Source organism: Microbispora bryophytorum (assembly GCF_043197435.1).
Lineage (GTDB): Bacteria > Actinomycetota > Actinomycetes > Streptosporangiales > Streptosporangiaceae > Microbispora > Microbispora bryophytorum.
The window spans coordinates 129,297-156,067 of the sequence record NZ_JBICTF010000009.1 but is presented as its reverse complement, the minus strand read 5'-3'; the positions used below and the strand labels follow the sequence as shown (position 1 = coordinate 156,067).

At 71.1% G+C, this 26,771-nt stretch carries 23 protein-coding genes; 15 read left to right on the top strand and 8 right to left on the bottom strand.

Annotated features, from left to right (window positions below; translation table 11 throughout):
* Nucleotides 1–132: 132 nt before the first annotated feature.
* On the bottom strand, nt 133–1,809 hold the full coding sequence (locus ACGFIB_RS28130; protein WP_393376127.1) for an asparagine synthetase B family protein: 1,677 nt from the start codon (nt 1,807–1,809) through the stop codon (nt 133–135).
* Between the two features lie 3 nt (nt 1,810–1,812).
* Here ACGFIB_RS28130 and ACGFIB_RS28125 point away from each other — a divergent pair, with 3 nt between their 5' ends.
* From ACGFIB_RS28125 to ACGFIB_RS28115, 3 genes are read left to right on the top strand one after another with little or no spacing between them, the layout of a single operon-like run.
* Nucleotides 1,813–2,169 (top strand): hypothetical protein, encoded by a 357-nt coding sequence (locus ACGFIB_RS28125; protein ID WP_393376126.1) that lies wholly within the window; start codon nt 1,813–1,815, stop codon nt 2,167–2,169.
* The gene (locus ACGFIB_RS28120) at nt 2,166–3,563 is read left to right on the top strand and encodes an RHS repeat-associated core domain-containing protein (protein ID WP_393376124.1); all 1,398 of its coding nucleotides are present in this window, start codon (nt 2,166–2,168) and stop codon (nt 3,561–3,563) included. Before ACGFIB_RS28125 ends, ACGFIB_RS28120 begins: the two co-directional genes overlap by 4 nt.
* The gene (locus ACGFIB_RS28115; protein WP_393376122.1) at nt 3,560–4,039 is read left to right on the top strand and encodes an LptM family lipoprotein; all 480 of its coding nucleotides are present in this window, start codon (nt 3,560–3,562) and stop codon (nt 4,037–4,039) included. The genes ACGFIB_RS28120 and ACGFIB_RS28115 overlap by 4 nt, the downstream gene beginning before the upstream one ends.
* Nucleotides 4,040–4,113: 74 nt before the next feature.
* Here the strand turns inward: ACGFIB_RS28115 and ACGFIB_RS28110 are convergent, their stop codons facing one another.
* The 4 genes from ACGFIB_RS28110 to ACGFIB_RS28095 all read right to left on the bottom strand — a co-directional run bounded on the left by ACGFIB_RS28110 (nt 4,114) and on the right by ACGFIB_RS28095 (nt 6,589).
* A complete protein-coding gene (locus ACGFIB_RS28110) occupies nt 4,114–4,545 on the bottom strand; it encodes a DUF4143 domain-containing protein (protein WP_393376121.1) in 432 nt (143 codons plus the stop codon).
* A 26-nt stretch (nt 4,546–4,571) separates the two neighbouring features.
* A complete protein-coding gene (locus tag ACGFIB_RS28105) occupies nt 4,572–4,871 on the bottom strand; it encodes a helix-turn-helix domain-containing protein (RefSeq protein WP_393376120.1) in 300 nt (99 codons plus the stop codon).
* A gap of 5 nt (nt 4,872–4,876) precedes the next feature.
* Nucleotides 4,877–5,221 carry a type II toxin-antitoxin system RelE/ParE family toxin gene (locus ACGFIB_RS28100; RefSeq protein ID WP_393376118.1) on the bottom strand — a complete coding sequence of 115 codons (345 nt, stop codon included), beginning with the start codon at nt 5,219–5,221 and terminating at the stop codon, nt 4,877–4,879.
* Nucleotides 5,222–5,398: 177 nt separating this feature from the next.
* Nucleotides 5,399–6,589 (bottom strand): ATP-binding protein, encoded by a 1,191-nt coding sequence (locus ACGFIB_RS28095; protein WP_393376116.1) that lies wholly within the window; start codon nt 6,587–6,589, stop codon nt 5,399–5,401.
* 323 nt (nt 6,590–6,912) lie between these two features.
* On the opposite strand from ACGFIB_RS28095, the gene ACGFIB_RS28090 reads away from it, so the two are divergent.
* The 4 genes from ACGFIB_RS28090 to ACGFIB_RS28075 all read left to right on the top strand — a co-directional run bounded on the left by ACGFIB_RS28090 (nt 6,913) and on the right by ACGFIB_RS28075 (nt 12,831).
* Nucleotides 6,913–8,934 carry a glycosyltransferase gene (locus ACGFIB_RS28090; protein WP_393376115.1) on the top strand — a complete coding sequence of 674 codons (2,022 nt, stop codon included), beginning with the start codon at nt 6,913–6,915 and terminating at the stop codon, nt 8,932–8,934.
* 287 nt (nt 8,935–9,221) lie between these two features.
* Nucleotides 9,222–9,944 carry an anticodon-binding protein gene (locus ACGFIB_RS28085; RefSeq protein ID WP_393376113.1) on the top strand — a complete coding sequence of 241 codons (723 nt, stop codon included), beginning with the start codon at nt 9,222–9,224 and terminating at the stop codon, nt 9,942–9,944.
* 127 nt (nt 9,945–10,071) lie between these two features.
* A complete protein-coding gene (gene lysA, locus ACGFIB_RS28080; RefSeq protein ID WP_393376112.1) occupies nt 10,072–11,481 on the top strand; it encodes a diaminopimelate decarboxylase in 1,410 nt (469 codons plus the stop codon).
* A gap of 42 nt (nt 11,482–11,523) precedes the next feature.
* A complete protein-coding gene (locus ACGFIB_RS28075) occupies nt 11,524–12,831 on the top strand; it encodes a homoserine dehydrogenase (protein WP_142571548.1) in 1,308 nt (435 codons plus the stop codon).
* Nucleotides 12,832–12,909: 78 nt separating this feature from the next.
* On the opposite strand, the gene ACGFIB_RS28070 is transcribed toward ACGFIB_RS28075, so the two are convergent.
* Nucleotides 12,910–14,043: a Vgb family protein gene (locus tag ACGFIB_RS28070; protein ID WP_393376110.1), complete on the bottom strand. Its 1,134-nt coding sequence runs from the start codon at nt 14,041–14,043 to the stop codon at nt 12,910–12,912.
* A 159-nt stretch (nt 14,044–14,202) separates the two neighbouring features.
* The gene (locus ACGFIB_RS28065) at nt 14,203–14,853 is read right to left on the bottom strand and encodes a hypothetical protein (RefSeq protein ID WP_393376109.1); all 651 of its coding nucleotides are present in this window, start codon (nt 14,851–14,853) and stop codon (nt 14,203–14,205) included.
* A gap of 284 nt (nt 14,854–15,137) precedes the next feature.
* Here ACGFIB_RS28065 and ACGFIB_RS28060 point away from each other — a divergent pair, with 284 nt between their 5' ends.
* The 6 genes from ACGFIB_RS28060 to ACGFIB_RS28035 all read left to right on the top strand — a co-directional run bounded on the left by ACGFIB_RS28060 (nt 15,138) and on the right by ACGFIB_RS28035 (nt 22,684).
* Entirely contained in the window at nt 15,138–15,734 is a 597-nt protein-coding gene (locus ACGFIB_RS28060; protein ID WP_357244661.1) for a hypothetical protein, read from the top strand.
* Nucleotides 15,727–16,746, top strand: coding sequence for a peptidase (locus ACGFIB_RS28055; RefSeq protein ID WP_357244664.1), 1,020 nt, complete (start codon nt 15,727–15,729; stop codon nt 16,744–16,746). The genes ACGFIB_RS28060 and ACGFIB_RS28055 overlap by 8 nt, the downstream gene beginning before the upstream one ends.
* A 595-nt stretch (nt 16,747–17,341) precedes the next feature.
* Nucleotides 17,342–18,835, top strand: a complete 1,494-nt coding sequence (locus tag ACGFIB_RS28050; RefSeq protein ID WP_393376107.1) for a glycosyltransferase family 39 protein — start codon at nt 17,342–17,344, stop codon at nt 18,833–18,835.
* 86 nt (nt 18,836–18,921) lie between these two features.
* Complete coding sequence (locus ACGFIB_RS28045; protein WP_357244670.1) at nt 18,922–19,761, top strand: polysaccharide deacetylase family protein; 840 nt, start codon at nt 18,922–18,924, stop codon at nt 19,759–19,761.
* A gap of 149 nt (nt 19,762–19,910) precedes the next feature.
* A complete protein-coding gene (locus ACGFIB_RS28040; protein WP_393376105.1) occupies nt 19,911–21,026 on the top strand; it encodes a glycosyltransferase family 2 protein in 1,116 nt (371 codons plus the stop codon).
* Complete coding sequence (locus ACGFIB_RS28035; RefSeq protein WP_393376103.1) at nt 21,023–22,684, top strand: glycosyltransferase; 1,662 nt, start codon at nt 21,023–21,025, stop codon at nt 22,682–22,684. Before ACGFIB_RS28040 ends, ACGFIB_RS28035 begins: the two co-directional genes overlap by 4 nt.
* A gap of 242 nt (nt 22,685–22,926) precedes the next feature.
* On the opposite strand, the gene ACGFIB_RS28030 is transcribed toward ACGFIB_RS28035, so the two are convergent.
* Nucleotides 22,927–24,474, bottom strand: a complete 1,548-nt coding sequence (locus tag ACGFIB_RS28030; RefSeq protein WP_393376101.1) for a glycosyltransferase — start codon at nt 24,472–24,474, stop codon at nt 22,927–22,929.
* A 187-nt stretch (nt 24,475–24,661) separates the two neighbouring features.
* On the opposite strand from ACGFIB_RS28030, the gene thrC reads away from it, so the two are divergent.
* On the top strand, nt 24,662–25,720 hold the full coding sequence (thrC, locus tag ACGFIB_RS28025) for a threonine synthase (RefSeq protein WP_357261322.1): 1,059 nt from the start codon (nt 24,662–24,664) through the stop codon (nt 25,718–25,720).
* Between the two features lie 43 nt (nt 25,721–25,763).
* Nucleotides 25,764–26,690: a homoserine kinase gene (gene thrB, locus ACGFIB_RS28020; RefSeq protein ID WP_393376099.1), complete on the top strand. Its 927-nt coding sequence runs from the start codon at nt 25,764–25,766 to the stop codon at nt 26,688–26,690.
* The last annotated feature ends 81 nt before the right edge of the window (nt 26,691–26,771 follow it).

Sequence of the window (26,771 nt, the reverse complement as noted above, 5' to 3'; positions counted from 1 at the left end):
CCAAAACTACCACTAAGAGTGGCCTGACCGAAAAGGCTGACGACGGTCTGACATGCAGTTTTTACCTGTTTCCAGGTGATCACGGACTGCTACCGCACACACGCGCCCCAGGACTGTGCGGGGTTACCAGCCCTACGGCGCAGGCCAGGGCGGGGTGAGGTCGCCGAGCGCGTCCTCGTAGTCGGCGAGCCAGGCCCCGAACGCCGCCAGGGCGCGCAGCCAGAACCGCGAGTTCCACGACCCGAAGGCGGTCAGCGCGTCCGGACCGCCGGCGATCGCGTCCAGCATCTGGGGCGACATCAGTCCGGGGATCGCCGCGGCCCTGACCAGCATCCGATGGTTCCACTCGCGGGCGACCGGCCCGTTCGAGCGCAGCGGCACCCGGCGGTTCGGCAGCAGCGGGGTGTTTGTCGAGGGCAGCGCCGCCACGCGAGGGTTGGCGGCCCGCAGGACCTCCCGGTAGAACCTGCCGCCCTCCTTGCGGCCGACCGGCACCGACAGAGCCGCGTCGAAGAACTCCGGGTGCAGGAACGGGAAGACCGGGGTCGCCTCCGGGCCGACGAGGTTGACCGGGGACCGGGCGATGCCCCGCACGGTCCGGGTGTGGAGCACGCTCAACGGCAGCTCGGCCCGGTGCCCGTGCAGCATCGAGGTCGCCCGGGTGAACGCCGTACGGACCCGGTCGCCCATGAACGCGGCGGCGGCCTCGCCGAGCACGGGGATGTGGGCGTCGCCGGTCGCCAGCGCCTTGAGCAGGGCCTCGCGGCGGGTCGCGCCCGTCCCCGCGCCCACGGCGTCCGCCGTGATCAGGAAGTTCTTCATCAGCGGGCCGCCCGCCAGGCCGTCCACCAGCGCCCGGCCCGCGCCGTGCACCTCACGGGCGAAGGGGGAGTACCACGCGTGGTGGCTGGTGAGGAACTCCAGGCGCCGGGCCGCCCACAGCGCCTCCTGCGGGTAGGCGACAGGGTCCTGCGGCATGATCCGGTGCGGGATGCCCAGCTCGCGGGTGATGTAGCGGGCGAAGTCGATGTCGTTGTCCAGCCCGTCGTCGGGGCTGGTGGTCCACGACTCGACGTCCATCTTCCTGGCCATCGCCACGCTGGCCAGCAGCCGCGAGTCGTACCCGCCGCTCACCGGCACCAGCACCCGCTCGTACGGCTTGAGCGCGTCGTGCAGCAGCGCGACCAGGTCGCCGCCCGTCACGCCCCGGTCCACCGGCTCCTCCCGCACCCAGCGCGGGGTCCGCCGGTCCACCCTCAGCCTGCGCTCGCGCCGCGACCAGGTCAGCGCGGTCGCCCCGGGCAGGCGCCGGATCTGGCGGTACGGCGTGTCCTCAAGCAGGGGGTAGGTGAGCGTGAGGATCGCCGCCCACGCGTCCCAGTTCACCTCGTAGGGCCGGGCGAGCGCGAGGAGCGGCTCGATCAGGGAGGAGAAGTAGACGGCGTCGCCGTCCTGAAGGTAGTAGACGTCGACCAGGCCGAGGCCGCCCGTGTGCAGGCTCACCGCGTCGGGCTCGTCCACCAGGCCCGGGGTCTCGTACGTCTCCGCGACCCGCAGCCACGCGTTCGCCCGGGGCTCGGCCCCGGTCTCCGGCGTGCGACCGCCCCACGCGTACGCGGTAGTCCGCTCGCCCGTGGCGTACGGCGCAAGAGGAGCCGACGCGAGCAGCGCGGCCGCCGGGGCGGTGTGCACGGCCTGGACGGCCGGCCCCGACCGTGCCAGCACGTCGAGCGTCGCCTGCTCGAAGGGCCCGACGGCCCCGCAGACGTACGGCCTGGCCTGGAATCGCGGCCACTCACCCTTGCGCACGGTTTGCCCTCCCTTGAAGCCCAGCCGAGTCTACGGACCTCGGGGCCGGCAGGGGGACCGGAGCCTGCCACGGCCGCGGGCTGGAACGGCGGCTGTCCGGGGAACCGCACGCGGGCGGGGAACGACACCTTCACCTACGACGAGCGCAACCGCCTCACCTCCGGCGCAGGGGTCAGCTACACCTACACCCCGCGCGGCACGCTCGCCTCGGCTTCCAAGGACGGGGCCGTCAGGGCCTTCTCCTTCGACGCGTTCGACCGGATGGTCGGGGACGGGAACGCCGACTACACCTACGACGCCCTCGATCGCATGACCGGCCGCACCAAGGGCGGCGCCACCACCACGTCTACGCCGACATGAGCAACGACCTGGTCGCGGTCACGGACGGAGCCGGAGCGGCGCGGGAGACCTACAGCCGGGGCGCCTTCGGCGACGTCCTGTCCGCCAAGATCGGCACCGGCACGGCCCAGTTCCAGATGGCCGACCGGCACGGTGACATCGTCGCGGCCTTCACGGCCGGAGCCACGAGCCTGGCCGGCTCCACCGCCTACGACCCCTTCGGCAAGGTCACCACCAGCACCGGCACCCAGCTCCAGCTCGGCTATCAGAGCGAGTGGACGGACGCCGACACCGGTCAGGTCAACATGCACGCCCGCTGGTACCAGCCCGGCACCGGCACCTTCACCAGCCGTGACACGGCGAACCTGGATCCGGTGCCGTCCGTACAGGCCAACCACTACACCTACGCGGGCGCCTCGCCCCTGAACTATGTCGATCCCACCGGGCACCAGCAGGTGGAGGTGTGCCTGTCCGGCTTCTCCTGCGGCGGATACGTCTGCTCCGGCGACACCTGCTATGAGACCGATGCCCACGCGCGATGGTGGGAAGAGTACATGCAGTCGCCGTGGTTCAAGGAGTCTCAGCCCCGGTTCACTGACGAACGGGCCAAGGAACTGGGCGTCATGCCGGACGGCCACCAGGCTCCAAAGGACTTCTGGTCAGTTGACGAGAAGCGTAGGGAAGCCTACATGCTGGCGTACGACGGGCGGCTCACCAACCAGCAACTCGACCTGATGTGGCAGCTGGTGAAGGCGATGCCGATGAACGAGAAGGACATGGAGGGCATGCTCCCCTCGGGAGGCGTGAGTGACTGGCTCAAAAAGCTGCAGAAGAAGGTCGGCGAAGGCGCTTGGAAAGGTATCAAGGCCGCGTTCTGTGCGGTCGTCGGAGGTGAGGGTCAGTGCGGCAAACTGCTGAATGGTGATAAGGCCATATGGGACAAGTATGGTAACATGCTGGCAAAAGCGGCGGACATCGTTTTCCGGTCCTGGGTTTCTCTGACTTCCGTGATGCTCGAATACAACGCGAAGTTCAAGCTGGCCGATGTCGAAAGGCAACTCAAGGCGTGGACGTACAAGCTGACCGGGGCGCCGTGCGGCAGCGCCTTGGGCGGGAGACTGTCGGTCTGCGGTGGGCTGCCGGAATGGTTGTTCCCCGCCGGCCGCAGCGGCTACACCATCGGGGCCGTTTTCCTGACCAAGATTTCCACTGCGGCCGCTCTGAAGAAGACGGACCTCTTGCAGCACGAATATGTGCACACGCAGCAGTGGTACACCTACGCCGACAGAACTGGTTGGTGGTTCTCGTTCGCCGTCGCCTACTGGCTCGCGGGGCCGAATCCCTGTACCAACGGGTTCGAGATCCAAGCAGGTCTGGTCAAGGGTGGATACGGCTCCCAGTGCGGCCTGACATGAGAAAGATTCTGCGGCTCGTGGTCGCGCTGGCAGTGGCCTTCATGCTCGCCGGCTGTGTACAGAAACAAGTAGGAGTGGTGGGGCTGACGCGCTCGCAGGACGGTGGCATCAACATTCCTGTCGCGTGGTGCGGAAGGGCACCTCACTCGATGACCATGACCATTCTCGTGGACGAGTCCTGGACGCGTGTCGCCAAATTCAGCACCACGCGCGTCGGAGACGGTTCCGTGACGCTTGATCTCGATTCGCCGTCGCCGGATTGGAAACTGATCTCGGGCGATCCTCGCCTGCGCCCCGGCGTCACTTACTACGTCGAGGCGTACCCTGATTCCGGAAAGGACGCGATCGTGGGTCAGCTCACCTTCAGCCTGAACGACGCGGTCACGCTCCAGCCCGGAGACGTGTACGTCGGCGACAAGGACGACCTGTACACCTGGAACGAGTTCCTTGAGAGTGCGAATAGCATGTGCGCGTGAGGCGAAGAGGGCAGGTCAGGGCGGCTTGCGACAGTGCACGCCCGCCCTGACCGCCTGTGCGCGCGACTCAGCCGTCAGACCTGCCACAGGGCGCTGACGGGCATCGCGCGCAGTCGCGGGCCGAAGGGGAGGGTCTGGGTGCCGGTGTAGAGGACGATGCCGGCCACGAAGTCGTCGCCCAGGCGGTCGGCGAGGTGGCGCAGGCCGCGAAAGTCGTCGGTACGAACTGTGGAAGATGCCTTGACCTCGACGCCGACGACGCGGCCCTGCCGGTTCTCCAGCACCGCGTCGACCTCGACCTTGTCCTTGGTCCGGTAGCGGAAGAGTTCCACGCGCTCGTCCGACCAGGTGAGCTGGCGGGCGAGCTCCATCAGGACGAATCCCTCCAGCAACGGTCCGAACTGACTGTCGGGCCGCATCAGGCTCCTCGCGTCGGCGCCCAGCAGGTTGGAGACCATGCCCGAGTCGACGGAGGACCCGGGGCGTGTGCGCGGTGGATGTGTCAAGCCGACGTTCGGCTTCACGCACTGGGCTAACTTGCCTCCCGGAAGGGCTGGAACTGCACGCTCAGCCGTACCTCGAGGGCTTCGGCGAGGCGTTCCAGCATTGGAATCGTGGGCATGGTGCCGCCGGCCTCGAAGCGGGCCACCGCAGGTTGTTTGAGGCCTGCGCGAGCTGCCAGCTCCGTCTGCGTCAGGCCGAGCTCCTCGCGCCGCCGCCGCACCGTGTCGCCAAGTTCGAAGCGGAGGCGAGCGGCCTCGTAGGCGGCTCCGGCGCCGGGCCGATTCATGATCTCGGAGCGCTTGTCGGACCACGCTCTGCGCTCGCTCACGTCGATCACTCCTCGTCTGCCGTGTGCGCTTCCGCGACGCATCGCCGCATGGCCCGCACAGCTCGCTCGATCTCTGTCGTCTCCCGCATCCGCTGCTTGCGGAAGACCGTGAGCAGAATGATGCGCCTTCCCGGAGCGATCCAGTAGGTGATGCGGACCGCATTCCGGGAGAGGTGGAAGCGCAGCTCCCGAAGCTTGCCGCACAGTTGCCGGGTGTACGGCTCATCGAGAAGCACGCCGCGCTCGGCCAGCAGATCGACATAGAAGACGGCAGTCTCCTGGTCGTCCTGGCTGAGCGAGTCGAACCACTCGTCGACCTCGGGTTCAAGCTCCACCTTCCCCCAACTCATAACACGAACGTTATAGTCAGGGCAAGTGGCATGTCCTTCGAATTGGAAATCGGTTCATCGCGCGATGGTAATCGCGACCTTCCAGCAGATCCGCGCCCGGCCCACTGCACCCGGGTCGGCTCACTCGCGCCGGCCTGTCAACGTACGCGAGGCGCTCGCTGTGGCCCGGCGGAGGCGTCAGACCTGCCACAGGGCGCTGACGGGCATCGCGCGCAGTCGCGGGCCGAAGGGGAGGGTCTGGCTGCCGGTGTAGAGGACGATGCCGGCCACGAAGTCGTCGCCCAGGCGGTCGGCGAGGTGGCGCAGGCCACGGAAGTCGTCGGCGCGGACCGTGGAGGATGCCTTGACCTCGACACCGACGACACGGCCCTGCCGGTTCTCCAGCACCGCGTCGACCTCGACCTTGTCCTTGGTCCGGTAGTTGAAGAGCTCCACGCGCTCATCTGACCAGGTGAGCTGGCGAGCGAGCTCCATCAGGACGAATCCCTCCAGCAACGGTCCGAACTGGCCGTCGGGCCGCACCAGGCTCCTCGCGTCGGCGCCCAGCAGGTTGGCGGCCACGCCCGAGTCGACGAAGGCCACCTTGGGAGTGCCGACCGCTCGATTGCTGAGGTGGCGCGACCAGGCGGGGACGCGCTTGATCAGGAACACCTCTTCGAGCAGGCCGAGGTAGCGGTTCGCGGTGCTGGGGGACAGTCCGATGTCCGCCCCGAGCGCGCCGGTCACGAGCAACTGTCCCGACCGGGCGGCCACCGACCGCACCAGGGCGCGTATCTCGGGCGTCCGCTCGATCTCGGACAACTGGCTCACGTCCCGCGCGATCAGGTCGGAGACGTACGAGTCGAAGAAGCGCTCGCGTCTGCGCGGGTTCGTCCGGGCCACCGCCTCCGGAAAGCCCCCTCGGACGACCCGTTCGGCATAGTCGGCGCGCGACAACGAGGACGTGTGACGGAGGTCCTCGCCCTTGGCGAAGATCGCGTCCACGAACCTGTCCGGAGTGTCGTCGATCTCCCCTTGCGAGAACGGCCACAGCTCGATCGTCTCCATGCGTCCGGGCAACGCGTCGGGGAGGGCCCGCAGACTGAGCACTCGCGCGGATCCGGTGAGCAGAAACCGCCCCGGCCGGGGGTCGGCGTCCGCCTGTTCCTTGATGGACAGCATGAGTTCGGGCACGCGCTGGATCTCGTCGATCACCATCAGATCGGGGAACGCCACGAAGCCCGCGGGATCCTCCTGCGCTGCCTGGCGAACGACCGGGGTGTCCAGACTGCGCCACTCTGCCGTCCGTTCCTTGGCGAGGAGGCGCACAAGGGTGCTCTTGCCGCTCTGGCGGGCACCGTTGATCAGTACGACACGGGTGTCGCTCAAGGCGTCCGCGGCAGGCTTTTCCGCGTGTCTCGGAACCACTCGGCCGAGAGGGGTCCGCGAAGGGCCTTTCACCAGCTCAGGATGGCATTCCGGACCCTCCTCGTGGAACAACGGTCGCATGCTCGGTGGCCGTTTGGTCGCTGGTGTCGTGGTGATTTGGTCGCAGAGCCTGTGGCGATCTGGTCGCGAGGTTCGTGGGCCACCGGTCGCGGGGTGGTGTGGCGGAGGAGGTGGACGAGGTCTCGGCTCTGCCTGAGAGCGATCAGGGCGTTCTGCGAATATTGTGACTCTGGTCCTGAAGGTCTACCGCGGAGTCAGCCCTTATGAGCGAGGTAAGCGAGCCGGCAGCCGGACAGCCCGAGCGGAGCGACCCGGCGGCGCTGCGGCAGGCGCTGGCGGAGGCGGTGGAGCGGGCCTCCGGCGCGGCGGAGCTGGCCCGGCTGATCACCGACTATCAACGGCGGCTGGAGGAGGTGGCGCGCTCGGAGGCCGAGGCGCTGACGAAGATGCGTGAGGCCGAGGCGCGGCTGAAGACGGCCGAGCGGCAGAACGCGCAGCTCGCCAAGCAGCTCGCGGAGCAGAAGTACCAGACCGAGGTCGCCAACTGGAAGTTCGCCTCGCTCCAGGAGAGCCGGTGGAGCAAACTCGGCGACGCGATCCACAGCAAGAAGCCCGGCACGGTGGCCAGGACGCTCAAGGCGCCGATCAGGAAGCGCCCCGCGCCCAGGCGATCGGACTTCAAGCCCGAGATCCCCGCCGTCCCCGAGATGAAGGCGGCTCCCGCCGCGCCCGAGCCCAAGGCCCCGCAGGTCTCCGCGCCGCTCGCCGAGTCGTTCACGGTCCCCAAGGGCCCGACGGCCCGGCCGTACATGACGGTCGCCGCGATCGTGGACCGGCAGACCGAGGCGCTGCTGCGGTATGAGTGGCGGCTGGTTACCAACTTCGGCCCGGACAACTGGGAGGCCATGCTCGACCAGCAGCAGCCGCACGTGCTGTTCGTCGAGTCCGTACGGCCCGGCCCCCGCCAGGGCAACGGCGGGCGCTGGCTGGAGGCGCTGGCCGGGGAGACGCGGGCGCTGCGCGACCTGGTGGCGGCCTGCCACAAGCGGGGGGTCAAGACGGTCTTCTGGCACTCCGGCGGCGCGGTGTCGCGGGCCGTTCCGGCGGCCGAGCACTTCGAGTACGTGCTGGCCACCACCGAGGCCCGCGCCCGCGAGTGGCGGTCGGCGCTGCGGCACGACCGCGTCGGCGTGCTCCCGCTCGCGATCCAGCCTCGCGTGCACAACCCCATCCCCGCCGACGGCGGCAGGACCGGGGAGATCGTCACCCTTGGCACGGTCACTCCTCCGGCCGGCGGCGCGGCCTGGCAGCCGCTGGCGGGGCAGGACGACGACACGACGGCGTACGACGACGTGCTGACCGCCTACCGGCGGCCGGCCCTGGTGATCGCGGGCGCCGACGCCGAGCCGAGAGCGATAGAGGAGGTCGCGGCCTGCGGCACTCCGGTGCTCCAGGTGCGAGCCGGGGCCAAGGGCGAGGAGATCCTCGCGGCGGCCGAGGTCCTCATGGCCGACGCCGGACACCTGGCCAGGGAGGCGCATCTCGCCTGGCGGGCCCGCACCAGCGTCACCCCGCTGCTCGACCCGGTCCTCGACACCCTCGGCGTGCCGAGCGTGCGGGGCAGCGGTGCGATCACGGCGATCACCGCTGTCTCCGACCCGGCGGAGCTGGACCGCCTGCTCGGCCAGGTCACCCGTCAGGTGGAACGGCCGGGCCAGATCGTGGTCGTGGCGGACGGCCTGGACGCGGGTCTGGTGGACAAGACGGTCCGTCAGTCGTGCCCGGACCTCGACGTCGTGGTCCGCGCGACCCAGGAGCCGGTCACCCGGGGCGCCGCTCTCGATCGTGCGATCAGGCTCGCCGACGGCGACTACGTCGCCGTGCTCGACGCCAGGGACCTGTACGGCGAGCACTACCTGGCCGACCTCGTGCGGCACTTCGCCTCCACCGACGCCGAGGTGCTCGGGAAGGCGTCGTTCTACGCCCACCTGCCGCAGACCGGCGCGACCCTGCTGCGCCAGCCGGGGGCAGAGCACCGGTTCCTGCCCGAGGTGGCCGGCGGCACCGTCCTGGCCCGCCGTCAGGTCCTCACCGGCCTCGGCTTCGCCGACGTCTCCGAGGAGTGGGGCGAGGTCCTGATGCGGCAGTGCCGTACGGACGGGGTGCGGGTCTACTCGGCCGACCAGTACTCCTACGTCTGCGTCCGCGACTCGGCCGAGGGCTCGCTGCTCGGCTCGGCGCGTTTGGAGGGCTACGTCCCAGCCGAGCCCCTCGCCCTCATCTAACCCCCCTCCCTCCCTCCCCACCCCTCGTGATCTTGTAGTTTGTCGCATGGATGGGCCGTCACCTGCACCGATCCCTTTGATGATCATGCAAGTGTGCGCCGCTATGCTTCGTGACCTGGCGTTATCGCCGCCGTGACCTTGCGATTGCAGGATCACGAGTCGTGTTTCCCCTGGTGGGCCCTCTGGCTGTGTCAATTCTGCAAGATCATGAAAGGTGGAGGCCCAGCTCGGCGGGGATGTGTGCGACAAATTACAAGATCACGGCGGTGAGGGGGTGTGGGGTGATTATGGAGGCGTTGTGTGGCGTCCTTGGCGCGCCGCCGGTGCCGCAGGGGTCGTGGGAGCGGGACGCGTGGTTCGTCTCCACGGCGGCGCTGCGGGGAACGGCGGAGGCGCCGGCTGAGGTGGCGGAGCGGCTCGCGGCACGGCTGCGAACGGTGCCCGGCATCCGGCGGGTGGACGTCCGGCCCAACGGCTTCCTCGTCATCGGCGTCGCCACCCCCGGAGAGATCGTCGAGGACGTGCTTGCCGCCCCGGTCGCCGTCCCCCCGCCGCCGGGAGCCTCCGTGGCGCCGTGGCCGGACTTCCCGCGCACCTGGGACAACCCCGGTTTCGCCGTGCGGTACGCGTACGTGCGGGCGGGTGCCGTACAGCGGTGGGCGCGCGACCTCGGCGTGCCGGCCGGCGTGCGGGCCGGTGCGGCGGCAGGTGGTGCGGCAGGTGCGGCGGTGCGGCCCGAACTGCTCGACGGCCCGTTCGACCGGGCCGTGCTGCGGGTCCTGGCCGAGCTGCCGAGCAGGAGGGACAGCCGCGACCCGGGATGGGCGGCCTATCTCGAACGGCTGGCCGAGGCCTACCACACCGCCGTCGAGCGCGCGGCCCCGATTCCCAGGGGCGACGAGCCGCCGACGGGGGTCCACGCGGCCCGGGTGCGGATGGGGGAGGCGGTGCGCCGGGTGCTCGGCGAGGGACTGGCGGAGCTCGGCGTCGCCCCTCCCGGCAAAATCTGAACAAAACCGGCGGTTCGCTGAAAGTGCTGTCGCCGATGACCTGCGGATGTGAATATCTTCCGCCGGGGCCGTCTCGCAGGATGAACAGCGGGCGCGAGTGAATCGCCGGGTCGGCTAGCCTCGTTGGGTGAGTCGATTCGCCCACCCTGCCGGCGACCTGCACGCCGCCTCAACGATCGTCGCCGTGACCGCCGGACTGCCCGAGGAGCGTCCGCAGCAGCACGTGCCGGCCGACCTCAACGCGCTCGAACCGGCCATCTGGCCGCGAACGTCCGGCCGGGCCGACGGAGCCGTCACGATCGGCGGAATCGACGTTCGCGACCTGGCGAAGGAGTTCGGCACGCCTCTGTACGTCGTCGACGAGGAGGACTTCCGCTCACGCTGCCGCGAGTACCGGTCCGCCTTCCACGACGGCGAGGTCCACTACGCCGCCAAGGCGTTCCTGTGCCGCGAGATCGCCCGCTGGATCGACCAGGAGGGCCTCGGCCTCGACGTGTGCAGCGCCGGTGAGCTCGCCGTGGCGCTCAGCGTCGGCTTCCCGCCCGAGCGGATCACGATGCACGGCAACAACAAGTCGCTCGCCGAGCTGGACAGGGCCGTCCTGGCCGGCGTGGGCCACATCGTGGTCGACTCGTTCGAGGAGATCGCCCGCGTCGGCTTCCTCGCCGACCAGCACGGTGTGCGGCCGAAGGTGATGATCCGGGTGACCGTGGGCGTCGAGGCGCACACCCACGAGTTCATCGCGACCGCTCACGACGACCAGAAGTTCGGCCTGTCGCTGAGCAGCGGCGCCGCCGCCGAGGCGGTGCGGCGCATCCTCGCGCTGCCGCAGCTCGAACTGGTCGGCCTGCACTCCCACATCGGGTCGCAGATCACCGACACCGGCGGTTTCGAGGTCGCGGCCCGCCGCCTGGCCCGGCTGCTGGTCGAGATCAAGGAGGAGCACGACGTGGTGCTCCCCGAGCTGGACCTCGGCGGCGGATACGGCATCCCGTACGTCGTGGGCGACGAGTCGCTGGACGTCAAGGTCATCGCGGACGGCCTGCGGGAGATCGTCACGAAGGTGTGCGAGTCGGCCGGGCTGCCGGTGCCGCGCCTCACGGTCGAGCCGGGCCGGTCGATCGCCGGAGTGTCCGGCGTGACCCTGTACGAGGCCGGTACGGTCAAGGACGTGGAGGGCCTGCGCACGTACGTGAGCGTCGACGGCGGCATGAGCGACAACATCCGCACCGCCCTCTACGGCGCCGACTACACGGCCGTGCTCGCGTCCCGGGTGAGCCAGGCGGCGCCGATGCTGTCGCGCCTGGTCGGCAAGCACTGCGAGAGCGGCGACATGGTCGTGCGCGACCTGTACCTGCCGGGCGACCTGGCCCCCGGCGACCTGATCGCCGTCGCCGGCACCGGCGCCTACTGCCGGTCGCTGGCCAACAACTACAACTATCTGCCCAAGCCCGCCGTCGTCGCGGTGTCCAACGGCCAGGCGCGGGTCATCATCCGCAGAGAGACCGAGGACGACCTGCTCAGGGGGCAGATGTGACAGGCCGTCCCGGACAGTCCGGCGGCGAAGCGAGGAGGGGTCGTGACTAGAGCCAAACCGGCGCTCAGGGTCGCGCTGCTGGGCTGCGGCGTCGTCGGGTCGCAGGTCGTGCGTTTGCTCCACGAACAGGCCGACGACCTCGCCGCCCGCGTCGGAGCCCCGCTCGAACTGGCCGGAGTCGCCGTGCGGAGAATGGGCCGCAAGCGGGACGCCGACGTGGACCCCGCCCTGCTCACGACCGACGCGGAGGCCCTGGTCACCCGCGACGACGTGGACATCGTCGTCGAGGTGATCGGCGGCATCGAACCGGCCAGATCGCTGATCCTCGCCGCGATGGCGCACGGCAAGTCCGTGGTGAGCGCCAACAAGGCGCTGCTGGCCGAGGACGGCGCGACGATCCACCGGGCCGTCCGCGAGAACGGCGCCGACCTGTACTTCGAGGCCAGCGTCGCCGGGGCGATCCCGCTGCTGCGCCCGCTGCGCGAATCGCTGGCCGGCGACCGGGTGCGCCGCGTGCTGGGCATCGTCAACGGCACCACTAACTACATCCTCGACAAGATGGACTCCACCGGCGCCTCGTTCAACGACGCTCTGGAGGAGGCCCAGGCACTCGGGTACGCCGAGGCCGACCCGACGGCCGACGTCGAGGGCTTCGACGCCGCCGCCAAGGCGGCGATCCTGGCGGGCATCGCCTTCCACAGCCGGGTGACGGCCGCCGACGTGCACCGCGAGGGCATCACGGAGATCACCGCTGCCGACGTGGCCTCGGCCAAGGGCATGGGATACGTCATCAAGCTGCTGGCCATCTGCGCCCGCTCAGACGACGGCCGGTCGGTCGGCGTCCGGGTGCACCCCGCCATGATCCCGAGGTCGCACCCCCTGGCCGGCGTGCGCGAGGCGTACAACGCCGTCTTCGTGGAGGCCGAGTCGGCCGGGCGGCTGATGTTCTACGGCGCGGGCGCGGGCGGCGCGCCCACCGCCAGCGCCGTGCTGGGCGACATCGTCGCCGTGGCGCGCAACCGCATCGCCGGCACCCGCGGGCCGGAGGAGTCGACGTACGCCGACCTCAAGGTCCATCCGATGGGCGACAGCGTCACCCGCTACCACGTGTCGCTGGACGTGGCGGACAAGCCGGGTGTCCTCGCCCGGGTGGCCGAGATCTTCGCGAGCCACGACGTGTCGATCCAGACGGTGCGGCAGGAGGGCCGGGGCGACGACGCCCAGCTCGTGCTGGTGACCCACCGGGCCAGCGACGCCGCCCTGTCGGGCACGATCAAGGACCTGCGCGACCTGAACATCGTCCGCGCGGTCGCGAGTGTCATGCGGGTCGAGGGCGACGACACGCCCTGACGCCGAGGACGGACGCTCTGTCCGGAGGAACTCCCGGGTGCTCCACCCGGGAGTTCCCGCTGCCGCGTCGCGGTCGGACTACAGGGTGACCTTCGCGATCTGGTCGACGTAGTTCTCGGTGAGCCAGACGTTGTCGTCGGGCCCGCTGGTGATGTCGAAGGGCCCGGCGAGCGTGGTCGGCATGTTGTACTCGATGATGATTCCCGAGGTGGTGACGCTGGCCGCCGCGTTGCCGAGTTGCTCGCTCACCCACAGCCTGCCGTCGGAGCCGCTGGTGATGCCCCAGGGGAAGGCGTTGGAGTCGTCGAATGAATACTCGGTGAAGTCGCCGTCCGTGGTGACGGAGCCGACCTTGCCGTTGGCGTCGGCATACCACAGGTTGTCGTCCGGCCCGGTGGTGATCCCTATGGGCGTCGCCCCCGAGGAGGGGACGGCGAACTCGGTGATGTCTCCGTCCGGGGTGATCTGGCCGATCTTGCCGACGAACGACTCGGTGAACCACAGGTTGCCGTCGGGACCGGACGTGATCCGCATCGGGTAGGCGTCGGCGGTCGGCAGGGCGTACTCCGTGATGGTCCCCGAGGTGGTGATCCGGCCGATCTTGTTGCCGATCGTCTCCACGAACCACAGGGCGCCGTCGGGGCCCGCGGTGATGCCCCAGGGGTAGGATCCCGCGTTGGGCAGCGCGTACTCCGTGATGACCCCGGAGGTGGTGATCCGGCCGATCTTGTCGCCGGTCGCCTCGGTGAACCACAGGGCGCCGTCCGGTCCGGTGGTGATGTGCCCCGGCTCGGGGTCGTCGGTCGGCACGGCGTATTCCGTGAAGTCGCCGCCGGTCGTGACGCGCCCGATGTTGCCGGCGTAGTTCTCCGTGAACCACAGCGCGCCGTCGGGACCCGAGGTGATGCCGACGGGCCCGGACGTATGGGTCGGGGTGTCCAGTTCCGAGACCGTGGGGACCCGGGCGGCGTCGCCGGAGCCGGATGTCCTGACCCGCGGGCGCGGCGGGTGGAGCGGACACCGCATGTGCCGGTGCTCCGGCATCCGCTTCAGCTTCTGGCAGATCCGCACCCAGGGCGGCGGAGGCTTCGGGCGCTCGTCCGGCCCGGCGGCGGCCCCGGCGGGCAGGCCGGTGAACAGGGGCGCGGCCGTCGCCAGGGCCAGCGCCATCGCCGCGAGCGGGCGGCGGAGGTGTCGTGAGAAGCGGGGCATGGCATTCCTTCGGCTGAGGAGCGACACGAGACGCCGGATCGGAAGCCGTGCCGCCGGCCCGGCGGGCCTCACTATCTCCGACCCGCCCGACCGGCCGCCGAGCCGTCGCGTCCGTGGCGGGTCACGAGACCCTCAACTCCTGTGCCGGAGCGGGGACGGTCAGGCGACCGAGTGCGTGATGGTCCCGGTGTAGACGCCGGCGGCGGCGTTGGACGGGATGGTGATGACCAGGGTGGGCTGCCAGCTCGTCGACATCGGCGGCGCCTGCTTGCGTCCGCTGAACGCGACGACCGGCGAGGTGAGGGCCACCCGGCTGGCCGCGGTGGGCTCACCGGGATTGCGGGTGCCCACGCCGGACGACGCGGTGACCGGCCCCGACCAGTAGGCGATGTTCGCCGTCGTGATCGTCTGCGCGGGCGTGCCGCTCCCGGTGGTGAAGTTCGTGGCGGACACGGTCGCCGTCCACGGAGGGATTCCTCCCCTGGAGTCGATCACGGTCACGGTGCCCATCGAGGCGCTGATCGTGCCGCCCCGGGAGCCGCTGCCGAGGCTCACCGAGCCGGGCACGGTGATCGTCAGCGGATCGGCCCGCAGGGGCACCAGCGCCGTTCCCGTGCCGGCCTGCGCCGCCGGTGCGAGGCCGGGTACGGCGGACAGCGGGGCGGACAAGGAGGCGGGCAAGGAGGCGGGCAAGGAGGCGGGCAAGGAGGCGGACAGCGCGACCGGCAGCGCGACCGGCAGCGCGACCGGCAGGGTGGTCGACCCGGCCAGCGTCGCCGTCACGATCACCCCCACACCGACCCGCCGCATGTGTGACCTTCCTCGTCGTCGTGCCGTCGTCGCGCCGCCGCGCGGCAAGATCTCGCGGCGAACGACCCACGGCAGGCTAGGACACCCGGAGGGCCCTCTTGCTGTCGCCACGCCGGAACCAGCCGTAACCGTGGACGGCGGACCGCGCGTCTCCGCCGGTCGTCATCTGATCACAAAGGGTCTCCAGACGCCGGCGTAAGAACCCTGTCCTACGCCTCGGACCGGCCAGGATGTCACCGACCGCGGCCCGCACGAGGCGGCGCATCCTCGAAGGAGATCGGCAGATGGGCAACAGGAGTGTCGCGGCGCCGTCGGCGGCTGTCGCAGGGCTGGCGCTGGTTACGGCGCTGACGATGACTACGACGGCGCCACCCGCCCTGGCCGCCACCTGTCCCGCCTCCACGACCTGTGCCACGACAGTAACCTTCACCGTCAACGCCCCCGACGGCCTGACGATCAACGTGCCCGACGGCCCCGTCAGCATCGGCAGCGGTGCGCCGGGAGCTCAGATCAGCGGCTCGCTCGGGCCGGTCACGGTGTCCGACCAGCGCGCGGCGCTCACCGCGACGTGGGAGGCCACGGTGTCGGCCGCTTCGGGGGGCTTCACCACCGGCGGCGGCACCCCTGCCGAGACCGTGCCTAACACCGCGGTCCTCTACTGGTCCGGCCCGGCGACGGCCACCACCGGCACGGGCACGTTCGTGCCGGGGCAGGTGGACGCGGCCGCCGCCCAGTCGCTCGACGTGTCGCGCACCGCGTTCAGCAAGACGAGCGGCTCCGGCAACAACTCCGCCACGTGGGACCCGACCATCGTCGTCAACGTGCCCGCCCAGGCGGTGGCGGGGACTTACACCGGCACGGTGAACCACTCCGTTGCCTGACCGTTCAGCCAACAGGACCATCGCCGCGAGTCTGCTCGCGATCGTGCTGCATGCGGTGGTCGTCGCGCCGGCGGCCGCCGCCGGCGCGAACGGGCACCGCCAGGAGAGGTTCGGCATCCGCCTGCTGGAGATTCCCGAGAACCGTCTGGACGACCCCCGCTCGCACGCGTTCATCGTCGACCACGTGAACCCCGGCACCACCTTCACCCGGCGTCTCGAAGTCTTCAGCACCTCGCCGCGGCGGCAGCACGTGAGCCTGTACGCCGCCGCGGCCCGGGTCGGCGACGAGGGCTTCACGTTCGCCCCCGCCCGTACCGCGAACGAGCTGACCTCCTGGATGACGCTCAACCGGACCTCGGCGGACCTGCCGCCGCGCGGCCATCTCCCGGTGACGGTCACCGTCGCGGTGCCGTCCACGGCTTCCAAGGGCGAGCGCTACGCCGTCATCTGGGCGGAGATCTCCTCGCCCTCGCCTGGCCCGTCGGGCAACGTCGCGCTGGTCAACCGAGTCGGCGTCCGCACCTACCTGGACGTGGGCCCGGGCGGCGAACCGCCGACGAGCTTCCGGATCGGCGAAGTGACCGCCGGGCGCGCCGGCAACGGGCAGCCGCGGCTGGTGGCCGAGGTCGGCAACACGGGGGAGCGCGCCGTCGACCTGGAGGGCGAGGTGCGGCTGTCGGAGGGGCCGAGCGCGCTCAGCGCCGGGCCCTTCCGCGGCGCCCGCGCCGTCACCCTGCCTCCCGGCGGCCACGGTCAGGTGACCGTGCTGCTTGGCCACGACCTGCCCGCCGGGCCCTGGAAATTCCGGCTCACCCTGCGCAGCGGCCGGGTCAGCCATACGGCCACCGGGACGATCACCTTCCCCGCGGCCGGAGAGCGGGCGGCCGCGGAGGACGACCCCAGCGTGCCGGTCCTCGCCGCCTGCGCCGCCGTGGCCATCGCCGCCGCGGTCCTCCTGGTCGTGAACCTGCGCAGGTTCCGCCGCCGCCCCTTGGACGGCGAAGCGGCCTGACCCGCTCGCCGGCCCGTACGGGCACCACGCCTTCGGGGCGAGGGGCGGGTCAGCGCCCCGCCAGGGCACTGCGGACCGCGTCGAGGGCCTCCTTCTCGGAGGCCCCGAGGTGCCGCACGGCGCCGGCGAACACCTCCGCCGACGCGGAGCCGGGTGTGGGCCTGGAGGACCAGGAAGACCGTGAGAAGCGCCGCCATGGTGGGCGGCTGCCAGAAGGGCGAGAAGCCGGGAGCCCAGAACCAGGCGAGGGCGAGGAACGCCGCGCCCGCCGGAGTCGCCCACATCTGTCGCGGCGCCGGGCCCTCGGCGTCGATCAGCGCCGCCACCGCGAAACCGTTCGACGCCCCATGGAGACGCCGAAGGCCAGGCGATCACCAAGCGCTGCAGCTCTGGCCAGCGCCCGTAGTGCATGAACATGGCGACGAGCGCCACTTCTGCGAGGAGTCCCCGCGGAGATCTCGTACGGTGGAGCCCGGCATGTCCGGAACGGATGGCTTCGGAACACTGGCGCGACAACGACTCGATCGGATAACGGCCCGCCGATCCGCGCGTCCGTGCGTGTTCGATGTCCTTGATGTCGCCAATGATCAGTTCTGTGGGGGGAAGCGTGGTTGCGGGCGAGGCGGTCCGGACGTCCGGCCGGAGGATGGACGCGGACGCGAAGGACTGGCCCCGCTGGGTCCCGCTCCTCGCGGGCCTGCTCACCACCTGTGTCGCGATCTCCGGCACCACGGCGTCGCTGTCGGCCGACGAGGTGGCGACCTACAGCGCCGCGGTGGCCCGGCCGCTGAGCGGGCTGTGGGGGCTCGTCCAGCAGATCGACGGCCACTTCCTGCCCTACTACCTGCTCATCCATGTCTGGTCGTGGCTGGGGGAGGCCGAGTGGTGGCTGCGCCTGCCCTCGGCTCTCGCGGCCGGTGTGGCGGCGGGCTTCCTGGCCGACCTCGGCCGCCGGCTGGCCGGTCCCCGGGCGGGCGTGCTGGCCGCGGCGCTGTTCGCCGTGTTGCCGTCGGTGTCCTACCACGGCGCGAACGCCCGGCCGTACGCGTTCGCGGCGGCGGCGGCCGTCGTCTCCGCCTGGGCGCTGCACCGGGTGGCCGAGGCGCCCACAGGCTCCCGGATCCGCTGGTACGCGGCGTCGGTGGCGCTGCTCGGCTGCACGCACCTGTTCTCGGTCCTGGTGCTCCCGGCCCAGTTCCTGGCCGCCCTGCTCGTCCTGCCCCGCCGTACGTTCCTGACCAGGATCGTCCCCGCGACGGCGGTGGGCTGCGTGCCCCTCGCGGTCCTCGCCCTCGTGGGCTGGGGCGAGCGCAACGCGATCAGCTGGATCCAGCCGCACGAGCTCGACGTGCTGCTGAAGTTCCCCAAGCACGCGGCGGGCTCCGACCTCGCCGGGCCGCCGCTGTTCGCCCTCGCCGTCGTGGGGGTGGTGGTCCTGCTGCGCAGGTCGGTCGCCTGGGGCGTCCTCGCCGGCGGCTGGCTCGTCCTCCCGCCCGTGCTGCTTCTTGCGATCGACGAGCTGGTGACCCCGGCCTACGTGGACCGTTATGTGTTCGTCGCGGCGCCCGCCCTGGCCCTGGCAGGAGGCGTGGCCCTGGCCTCGGTCCGCCTGGCCCCCGTCCCCTTCGCGCTGGTCGGCGTGCCCGTCGTCCTGGCGGTCGCGCTGCTGGGGCTGCCCGACCAGGCCGACTATCGGCAGCGCAACGGCCACTACGACGACTTCCCCGGCGCGCTCGGCGTGATCCAGGCGCGGGAGCGCCCCGGCGACGCCATCGTGTACGGCCAGAGCCGGTTGCGCACCGGCTTCGTCTACTACGGCCGCGAGGGTCTCCCCGAGGACGTGCTTCTCAGGGGGCAGGGCCCGGCCTTCGAGTACGCGGAGCGGGACGACCTCACCGAGGCCCTGGCGGGACACCGCCGGGTCTGGGTCGTCTGGCGGGGGACGAAGCAGGCCGGACTGACGGGGAAGAAGATCGCCAAGGTGGCCGCCGTACGCGCGGCCGGGTATCGTCTGTCGACGGCCTGGCACTCCGCGGAGTTGCCGGGCCTGACCGTCGCACTGTTCGAGCGCGGGCGCGACAAGGGCTGACAATTGTGGACCGTTTCATCACGGTTGGACATCACGCGCAAGAGTAATTGCCAATATGAGTAAAGTTTCTCCTCATGCGACTTACGGTGAAGAGACTCTTGCCGGCCTGTCTCCTAACCGCGGCGACGATCGCGGGACTTCAGCATCCGGCCGCGGCGACGCCCGGCTCGGCTGGTCTCGGGCAGGCGGCTCAACAGCAGGCACGGGCGGCCGGGGTGCCGACCGTGGTCCTCACCTTCGACGACGGCACGGCCGACCACCTGGCCGTCGCCAAAATGCTGAGCAGGCGCGGCCTCAAGGGCACCTTCTACGTCAGCAGCGGCCGCCTCGGCAAGCGCGGCTACCTGAGCGTGGCCGCGCTGCGGGCGATCGCGAAGCAGGGCCATGAGATCGGCGGCCACACCCTCCAGCATCCGCACCTGCCGGAGATGTTCGACGCGGCGCAGCAGGCGCAGATCTGCGACGACAGGCGGGCGCTGCTGAAGATGGGCTTCGCCGCGCGGTCGTTCGCCTATCCGTTCGGCGCCTTGGACGAGGGGAGCAAGCGGATCGCGATGAGCTGCGGCTACAACAGCGCGCGCGACATCAACGGCCTGTACCGGCCGGACAGCTGCCGCGCCTGCCCCGTCACCGAGACGATTCCGCCCGCGGACCTGGCCGCCGTACGCGCCACGAGCCAGACCCGCCTGCCGCGCACGGCCCGCACGCTGCGTGAGTTCGTCACCCGCGCAGAGCGGGAGGGCGGTCCCGGCATGGTGACCTTCGTGTTCCACGAGATCAAGAACGAGCCGCGGGACAAGTACGCGACGGCGCCCAAGGAGTTCGCCGCCTTCATCGACTGGGTGGCCCAACAGCGGAAGGCCAAGAAGATCGACGTGAGGACGCTGGGCGACCTCGTCGGCGGGAGCGTGTCGCCCGTTCCGTGATCCCGGCTGCCGCGGCAGTTCACAGCGAGCCGTCAGTTTGACCGCAAGGGTCACAGGGATTCACAAGGTTCGGCTGATAAGAGTTCAACAGCCTGTAAATGCTGCTAAGAGTTCACCAGCCTGTAAAACGGACGCGCGGGAGGGACACCGTGACGGTGACGACCGGCATGTGCTCGCCGTACGGCTTCACGCGCAGTCCCACCGAGGAGATCGCGACGCTGGTCTGGAGCGACGGTCGGTGGACGATGGAGGGCCGGTCACTGGCCGTCCCTCCGCAGGCCGCCGACGTCGCCGCTCTCCGGCCGCTGCGCGGGCTTCGGGTGGAGTGGCCGGAGGAGCACGCCGCCGAGGCGCTGGACGCGGTCGGCGGCCTGGCCGCCGCGGGGGTGCCGCTCACCTTTCATGATCCACCGAGGTGGGTGCGTGAGGCCGATCCCGTGCTCGCCGACGTGGCCGGGGCCTGGACCCCCGAGGCCGACGACGGAAGGCCCGACTCGGTCGCCGACCTGCGCAGGGAAGAACACAGTGTGCGTCTGCGCAGGCACGCGCTGCGGGCCAGGGGCGTCGGCACCGGCCTCGCGCCGGTGACCGTCGTCATGGCCACGCGGCGGCCCCACTACGTGGGCCACGCGCTGCGGCAACTCGCCCGCCAGCGCGGCGTCAGTCTGGAGGCGATCGTCGCCCTGCACGGGTTCCCGGCCGCGCGGGTGCGCGAGGCGGTCGAGGAGTTCCCCCACCCGATGACGGTGATCGAGGCCGAGCCGGACGCGCCGCTCGGGACGGTGCTCAACATGGCGGCGGCACGGGCGTCCACCGGCATCGTCGCCAAATGGGACGACGACGACTGGTACGGCCCCGAGCACCTGGCCGACCTGCTGCTGGCCATGGCCTATTCCGGGGCGGAACTGGTCGGGACCGCGCCGGAGTTCTTCTACCTCCAGCCCCTCCGCACGACGATCCGACGCGTCGACTACAGCAGCGAGGTGTGGGCCGACCACGTCGCGGGCGGCACGATCCTGGTCGGCCGCGAGATGTTCGAGCAGGCCGGCGGCTTCGGGCCGAGTGGCCGCGGGGAGGACGCGCACCTCCTGCGCGCGGTCGAGGCGGCCGGCGGCCGCGTCTACCGCACCCACGGCCTGGGCTACGTCCTGCGGCGCTCGGTCGGCGCCGACCATTCCTGGAACCTTCCTCTTGCCCACTTCCTGCGACTCGCCGCGAACCAGTGGCGCGGCTTTCGCCCGAGTGTGATGTTGGAAGCACCATGACGCCACGTATCAGGGGAAACGACTACACCGCCCTCCAGCCGCCCGCCCTCGGGTCGTCGTGGACGCCCCGCCTGCGGGCCAGCGTGGTGATCCCCGCCTACGCTGATCAGGTCAAACTCGATCTCACGCTCGCCGGGCTGGCCAGGCAGACGTACCCGGCCGGCCTGCTCGAAGTGATCGTGGTCGACAACGGCAGCGAGCCGCCGCTGCGCCTTCCGGAGATCCGGCCGCGCGACACGCGGCTGCTGGTCTGCGCGGCGCCGGGCCGGGCCAGGGCGCGCAACACCGGGCTGGCCGCCGCGACGGGCGACGTCATCCACTGGATGGACTCCGACGTCGTGCCCGAGCCGGAGGAGGTGGAGGCGCACATGCGCTGGCACCACCTCGCGCCCTATCTGTCGGTCACCTCCTACCTGCGCTTCACCACCGCCCCGCTGCCCCGCCCCGCGGACGTCGCGGGAACGGACGACCTGGCCAAGCTCTTCGAGCCGGCGGAGCCGCACGCCTGGATCGAGGACCTGGTGCAGCGGTCGGACGGTCTGGTCCGCTCGCCGCGGCCGTTCAGCATCCACATCGGCGGCGCGTCGTCGGTCTCCGCCCGGCTGTTCGAGCGGGCCGGGCCGATGGACCCCGAGATGATCCTCGGCCAGGACACCGAGATGGGCTACCGGCTCGCCCAGGCGGGCGCGGTCTTCATCCCCGACCCGCAGGCCAGGGCCTACCACCTCGGCCCGTCCATGCGCATGCGCGACAGCGCGTCGATCAGCCGGGTCAGCCACGCCCTGGTCACCGACCGGGTCCCCGGCTACCGGTGGCTGCGCACCCATCCCTCCCGGCAGTGGAAGGTCCCGCAGGTGGAGGTCCTCGTGGACGCCGCCGCCGGGTCCTACGACGACGTCAGGGCCACCGTGGACGGCGTGCTGGCCGGCACGGTGACCGACCTCGCCGTGGTGCTGACCGGTCCGTGGGACGAGCTCGCCCCCGAGCAACGCGCCCCGCTCAAGGACCCGCGCCTCGACCTCGTGCTGCTGCGGGCCCACTACACCCACGAGGGCCGGGTACGGCTGGTCACGGCGGAGTCCGACACCCAGTCGCCGTACCGCCTGCGCGTCCCGCCCGGCTGGGTGCCGGAGGAGGACGGCATCGGCCGGCTGCTCGACGTGCTGCGCGGACGGGAACGCGGACTGGTGAGCGTGCTCCTGACCGAGGACGCCGAAGGCGTCACCGCCGCCCGCCTGGAACGCACTGAGGCGTTCTCCCGCGCGGCCCTCGTCGTAGAGGAGGGCGAGGACCTCGACGACGCCGTCGACGAGATGTTCGGCACCTACTGGGTCGACGGCGAGACCTTCGGCTTCCACGCCGCCGCGGAGGCCCCGGCCTACGTGAATCGGCGCACCGCCTATCGCAAGCAGGTGCAGGCGCAGGCCGAGGTCGAGCGGCTGACCAAGGAGGTCGAGCGGCTGCGCGGACAGGTCACCCGATGGCGCGACGAGGCGGCGCAGTGGCGCAAGTCCGCCGTCGAGTTCCGCCGGGAGATCGGCACCCTGCGGCGGCAGGTCTCGGCGCTGCGCGGGCAGGTCTCGGCGCTGCACCGCGCCCGGGGCCTGCGCGGCATCGCGCGGGGGCTCGGCCGGCCCTTCACGTTCAAGAAGACCTGACCGCCCCGGCCCGCCGACATGGGGCAGGCCGTCCCGCCCCGGCTTGGTCGGTGCGGGCCCGGCCGGTGTGGGTCGCCTGTCCCGCTCTGGCCTGGTCGGTGTGGGGCAGGTCGTCCGGCCCCGGCCCCGTGACGGCGGCAGTCCTTGTCGGCCCCCTCCACGCCGCCGCCGAGCCGGCCGCGGAAGCCGGTCATCAGAGCCGGTCATCCGAGCCGGCCATCAGAGCCGGCGATCAGAGGGGGTCAGGAGCGGCGGAACAGGCCGCGGCGGCGCGCCGGTTCGACCTCCGGTTGCGGGGCCTGAGCCGGGGCCGGTCGCGAGGCGGGTGCCGGAGCCGGTCGCGGGGTGGTCTGCGGCTCGGCGGGCGCGGCCGGTTTCGCCGCGGTCTTGGGTAGCTCCTCGAACTCGCTCGCGGCGGCGTGCCGCACGCCGTGGGTCTGGGCGATCACGTCGGCCGGGTCCTCGCCCGGCGTGGCGAGCCGGCGGGCGCGTGCTACGGCCTCGGTCCGCTCCAGGATGGCCGTGCCCCCACCGGGCAGGTCCAGGACCAGCAGGCCGATCCGCTCCTCCAGCATCGCCTTGACCGCCCGCTCCAGCAGCGCCGGAGCCGGCGGGGCGTCGACGGGCGCCGTGCAGCGGAAGGGGACGGGCGCGGCGGTCGGCGCCGCCCGCTCCGCGAACCGCACCCGCGCATCGTGCCCGAACGCCGCCCTGACCAGGGCGAGGTCGAACGCCCCGGTTCCCGGCGCCCACCTGCTTTCGCCTTCGAGCGACGACCAGGGGCCGGCCAGCGTCACCACGACGTCGGTGAGCGTGCCGCGAAGCACCGCGTCGACAGCGGCGACGATCCGCCGCTCGTCCGCCCCGGTCACATCGAAGACGACCTCGACGTACGGCACGAGCCAGCGCCGGCCGGGCTCCTTGCGCAGGTCGCGGCGGAGCGGGACCCGGTGCGCCAGGTGGGTCTCGACGAGGCGGACGATCGACTTGCCGTGCTCACCGCGCTGGGCCGGCAGGCCGAGATGCACGGCGCGGGCCTCCATGTCGGGGACGAACACCGCCCCCGCCTGGGCGAGCCGGTAGGCGAACTCGGTGTCCTGGCCGCGCACCACCTCGGCATCGAAGCCCCGGACCTCGCCGAGCAGGGCCCGCCGCAGGGAGACCGTCGGACCGGTGCACACCTGGTAGGGGTTCTTGCTGGCCCGCAGGCCGTCGAGGCGGTGGATGGTCTCCTCGGTCGAGCTGGACACCAGCGCCGACGGGTCGAACAGGTCCTCGGGCGAGCCGTGCCGTACGGCCTCGTGGACCTGCCCGGGGGTGAGGGCCGGCTCCTCGGCGAACTTCTTGCCGCCGATGGTGACGAGATAGTCGGTGAGGTGATGCCAGCGGAACAGCGCCTCCAGGTGCTCCCGCGAGATCACCATGTCGGCGTCGAGACGCTGCACGATCTCGCCCTCGGCGGCGGCGATTCCGGCGTTCATCGCGTGCCCGGCGCCCCATCCGCCGGGCGGGACGACCACGACGCGGGTGTTGCCGGGCCGCAGATCGGGCAGGCGCAGCGGAGGGTCGCTGCGGTCGTCCACCACGATCACCTCGGTGAGGTGCGCGGGATAGGTCTGCGCGGCCAGCGCGGCCAGTGTCAGGTCGAGGCGGTGCTGCCCGCCGTGCGCGGGGATGACGACACTCGCGCTGAGGGTGGGCGTCCAGCCGCCGATGGGTGGCGGCGTGAGCGGAGAGTAGTCGTTGTGGCGAATTCTCGGCCGGGGCTCCACGCCCGTCAGGTGGGCCAATCCACGTCCTCTACAGCGATGGTCAAATGGCTGGTCCACACTAGCGAAACCCACTGACGGTTCCCTAAGGTGACGCCCATTATGTCCATTTGGTGGACAACGGAGTCCGCACGTCAAACGGTTGGCCGTAGACTCGGTGACCGATACCCCTGGTGACACGCGTGTGCGCGCGTGGGAGGAGCAACCAATGTTCAGGGCTTGGCGTGGCCTGATCGAGGAGTACCGCGACCGTCTGCCGGTCTCCACGACGACGCCCGTGGTGACCCTGCTCGAGGGCGGCACGCCGCTCGTCCCCGCCAGGCGGGTATCCCAGATCACGGGCTGTGACGTCCATCTCAAGGTCGAGGGCCTCAACCCGACCGGCAGCTTCAAGGACCGCGGCATGACCCTGGCGATCAGCAAGGCCGTCGAGGAGGGCGCCCAGGCGGTCATCTGCGCGTCCACCGGCAACACCAGTGCCTCGGCCGCCGCCTACGCCGTACGGGCCGGGCTGACCTGCGCCGTCCTCGTGCCGCGCGGGAAGATCGCGATGGGCAAGCTCGCCCAGGCCCTGGTGCACGGCGCCAGGCTGCTCCAGGTCGAGGGCTCGTTCGACGACTGCCTGGAGATGACCAGGAAGCTCGCGGAGACCTACCCGATCGCGCTGGTGAACTCCGTCAACCCGCACCGCCTGCAGGGTCAGAAGACGGCGGCCTTCGAGATCGTCGACGCGCTCGGCGACGCGCCCGACGTCCACTGCATCCCGGTCGGCAACGCGGGCAACATCTCGGCCTACTGGATGGGCTACAAGGAGTACGCCGACGACGGCGTGGCCACCAAGCGGCCGCGCATGCTGGGATTCCAGGCCAGCGGCGCGGCGCCGCTGGTCGGCGGCAGCCCCGTGACCCACCCGCAGACGATCGCCACGGCGATCAGGATCGGCAACCCCGCCTCGTGGCGGCTCGCCGAGGCGGCGCGCGACGAGTCCGGCGGCGACATCCAGGCCGTGACCGATCGCCAGATCGCCGCGGCGTACAAGCTGCTCGCGCAGGAGGAGGGCGTGTTCGTCGAGCTCGCCTCCGCCGCGAGCGTCGCCGGTTTGCTCCAGGCGCACGAGCAGGGCCTGCTCACGCCGGGACAGCGAATCGTGTGCACCGTGACCGGCAACGGCCTGAAGGACCCCGACTGGGCCATCTCCGGCGCACCGGCGCCTGTGACGATCCCGATCGACGCCTACGCCGCCGCGGCCGCGCTTGGACTCGCCTGACCGGCCCTCTCATTCCCGCCCATCAAAGGGTTCAGGTGACGAATTGACGGATAGTCACGGCGTCGTCGTCCGCGTGCCGGCCACGAGCGCCAACCTCGGCCCCGGTTTCGACAGCCTCGGCCTCGCACTCGACCTGTACGACGAGGTGGAGGCCGAGATCTCCGGCTCGCCCGGCGTGCGGATCGCCGTGGAGGGCCAGGGAGCCGGAGAGCTGGACGAGGGCGAGGGCCACCTCGTCGTCAAGACGATGCGCACGACGTTCGACCGCATGGGGTTCGCCCAGCCGGACGGCATCGCGCTGCGCTGCCGCAACCGCATTCCGCACGCGCGGGGGCTCGGCTCGTCGTCGGCGGCGATCTGCGCCGGCATCCTCGCCGCCCGCGCCCTCGCGCGTGGGCAGGGCGCGGGAGACCTGCCGGACGCCGAGGTGTTCGCGCTGGCCACGGAGTTGGAGGGGCATCCCGACAACGTGGCGCCGTGCCTGGCGGGCGGTCTCACCATCGCCTGGACGCACCAGTCGGGAGCGGCGAGTATGGTGAAACTGACTCCGCATGAGGACGTCCGGCCGGTGGTTCTGATCCCGGATTTCCGGTTGTCCACGGAGGAGGCTCGGGGCCTGCTGCCGAAGGACGTGCCGCATGCGGACGCGGCTGCCAACGCGGGGCGGGCGGCTCTGCTCGTCGCGGCGCTCACGCAGAGACCGGAACCGGATATCCTGCTCGCCGCCACCGAGGACCGCCTGCACCAGGGGTACCGCGCACCCGCGATGCCCCGCACCGCCGACCTGGTGCGACGGCTTCGCGAGGCCGGGGTGCCCGCCGTCGTCTCGGGGGCAGGCCCGACGGTTCTCGCGTTGACGACACAGGAAACCAAGGATTTGATCGCGCCAGAAGTGGGTACGGACTGGCACATCCAGCCAATGAACGTCGACCCGCTTGGTGCGTACGTTCGGTTTCCCGAGACACGCTGATGCTTCTTCGACTTCAGGGAATAGCTGTGCGCGCTGGTGATGTTAGGCTGATAGCCGCACCAGGTGCCCCCGTGTTGGGTG

Coding starts and splice junctions, on each gene's coding strand:
- ACGFIB_RS28120 (WP_393376124.1), top strand. CDS start 2,166: ATGAGCAACGACCTGGTCGCGGTCACGGACGGAGCCGGAGCGGCGCGG.
- ACGFIB_RS28115 (WP_393376122.1), top strand. CDS start 3,560: ATGAGAAAGATTCTGCGGCTCGTGGTCGCGCTGGCAGTGGCCTTCATG.
- ACGFIB_RS28100 (WP_393376118.1), bottom strand. CDS start 5,221: ATGAGTTGGGGGAAGGTGGAGCTTGAACCCGAGGTCGACGAGTGGTTC.
- ACGFIB_RS28090 (WP_393376115.1), top strand. CDS start 6,913: ATGAGCGAGGTAAGCGAGCCGGCAGCCGGACAGCCCGAGCGGAGCGAC.
- ACGFIB_RS28085 (WP_393376113.1), top strand. CDS start 9,222: ATGGAGGCGTTGTGTGGCGTCCTTGGCGCGCCGCCGGTGCCGCAGGGG.
- ACGFIB_RS28070 (WP_393376110.1), bottom strand. CDS start 14,043: ATGCCCCGCTTCTCACGACACCTCCGCCGCCCGCTCGCGGCGATGGCG.
- ACGFIB_RS28065 (WP_393376109.1), bottom strand. CDS start 14,853: ATGCGGCGGGTCGGTGTGGGGGTGATCGTGACGGCGACGCTGGCCGGG.
- ACGFIB_RS28060 (WP_357244661.1), top strand. CDS start 15,138: ATGGGCAACAGGAGTGTCGCGGCGCCGTCGGCGGCTGTCGCAGGGCTG.
- ACGFIB_RS28035 (WP_393376103.1), top strand. CDS start 21,023: ATGACGCCACGTATCAGGGGAAACGACTACACCGCCCTCCAGCCGCCC.
- thrC (WP_357261322.1), top strand. CDS start 24,662: ATGTTCAGGGCTTGGCGTGGCCTGATCGAGGAGTACCGCGACCGTCTG.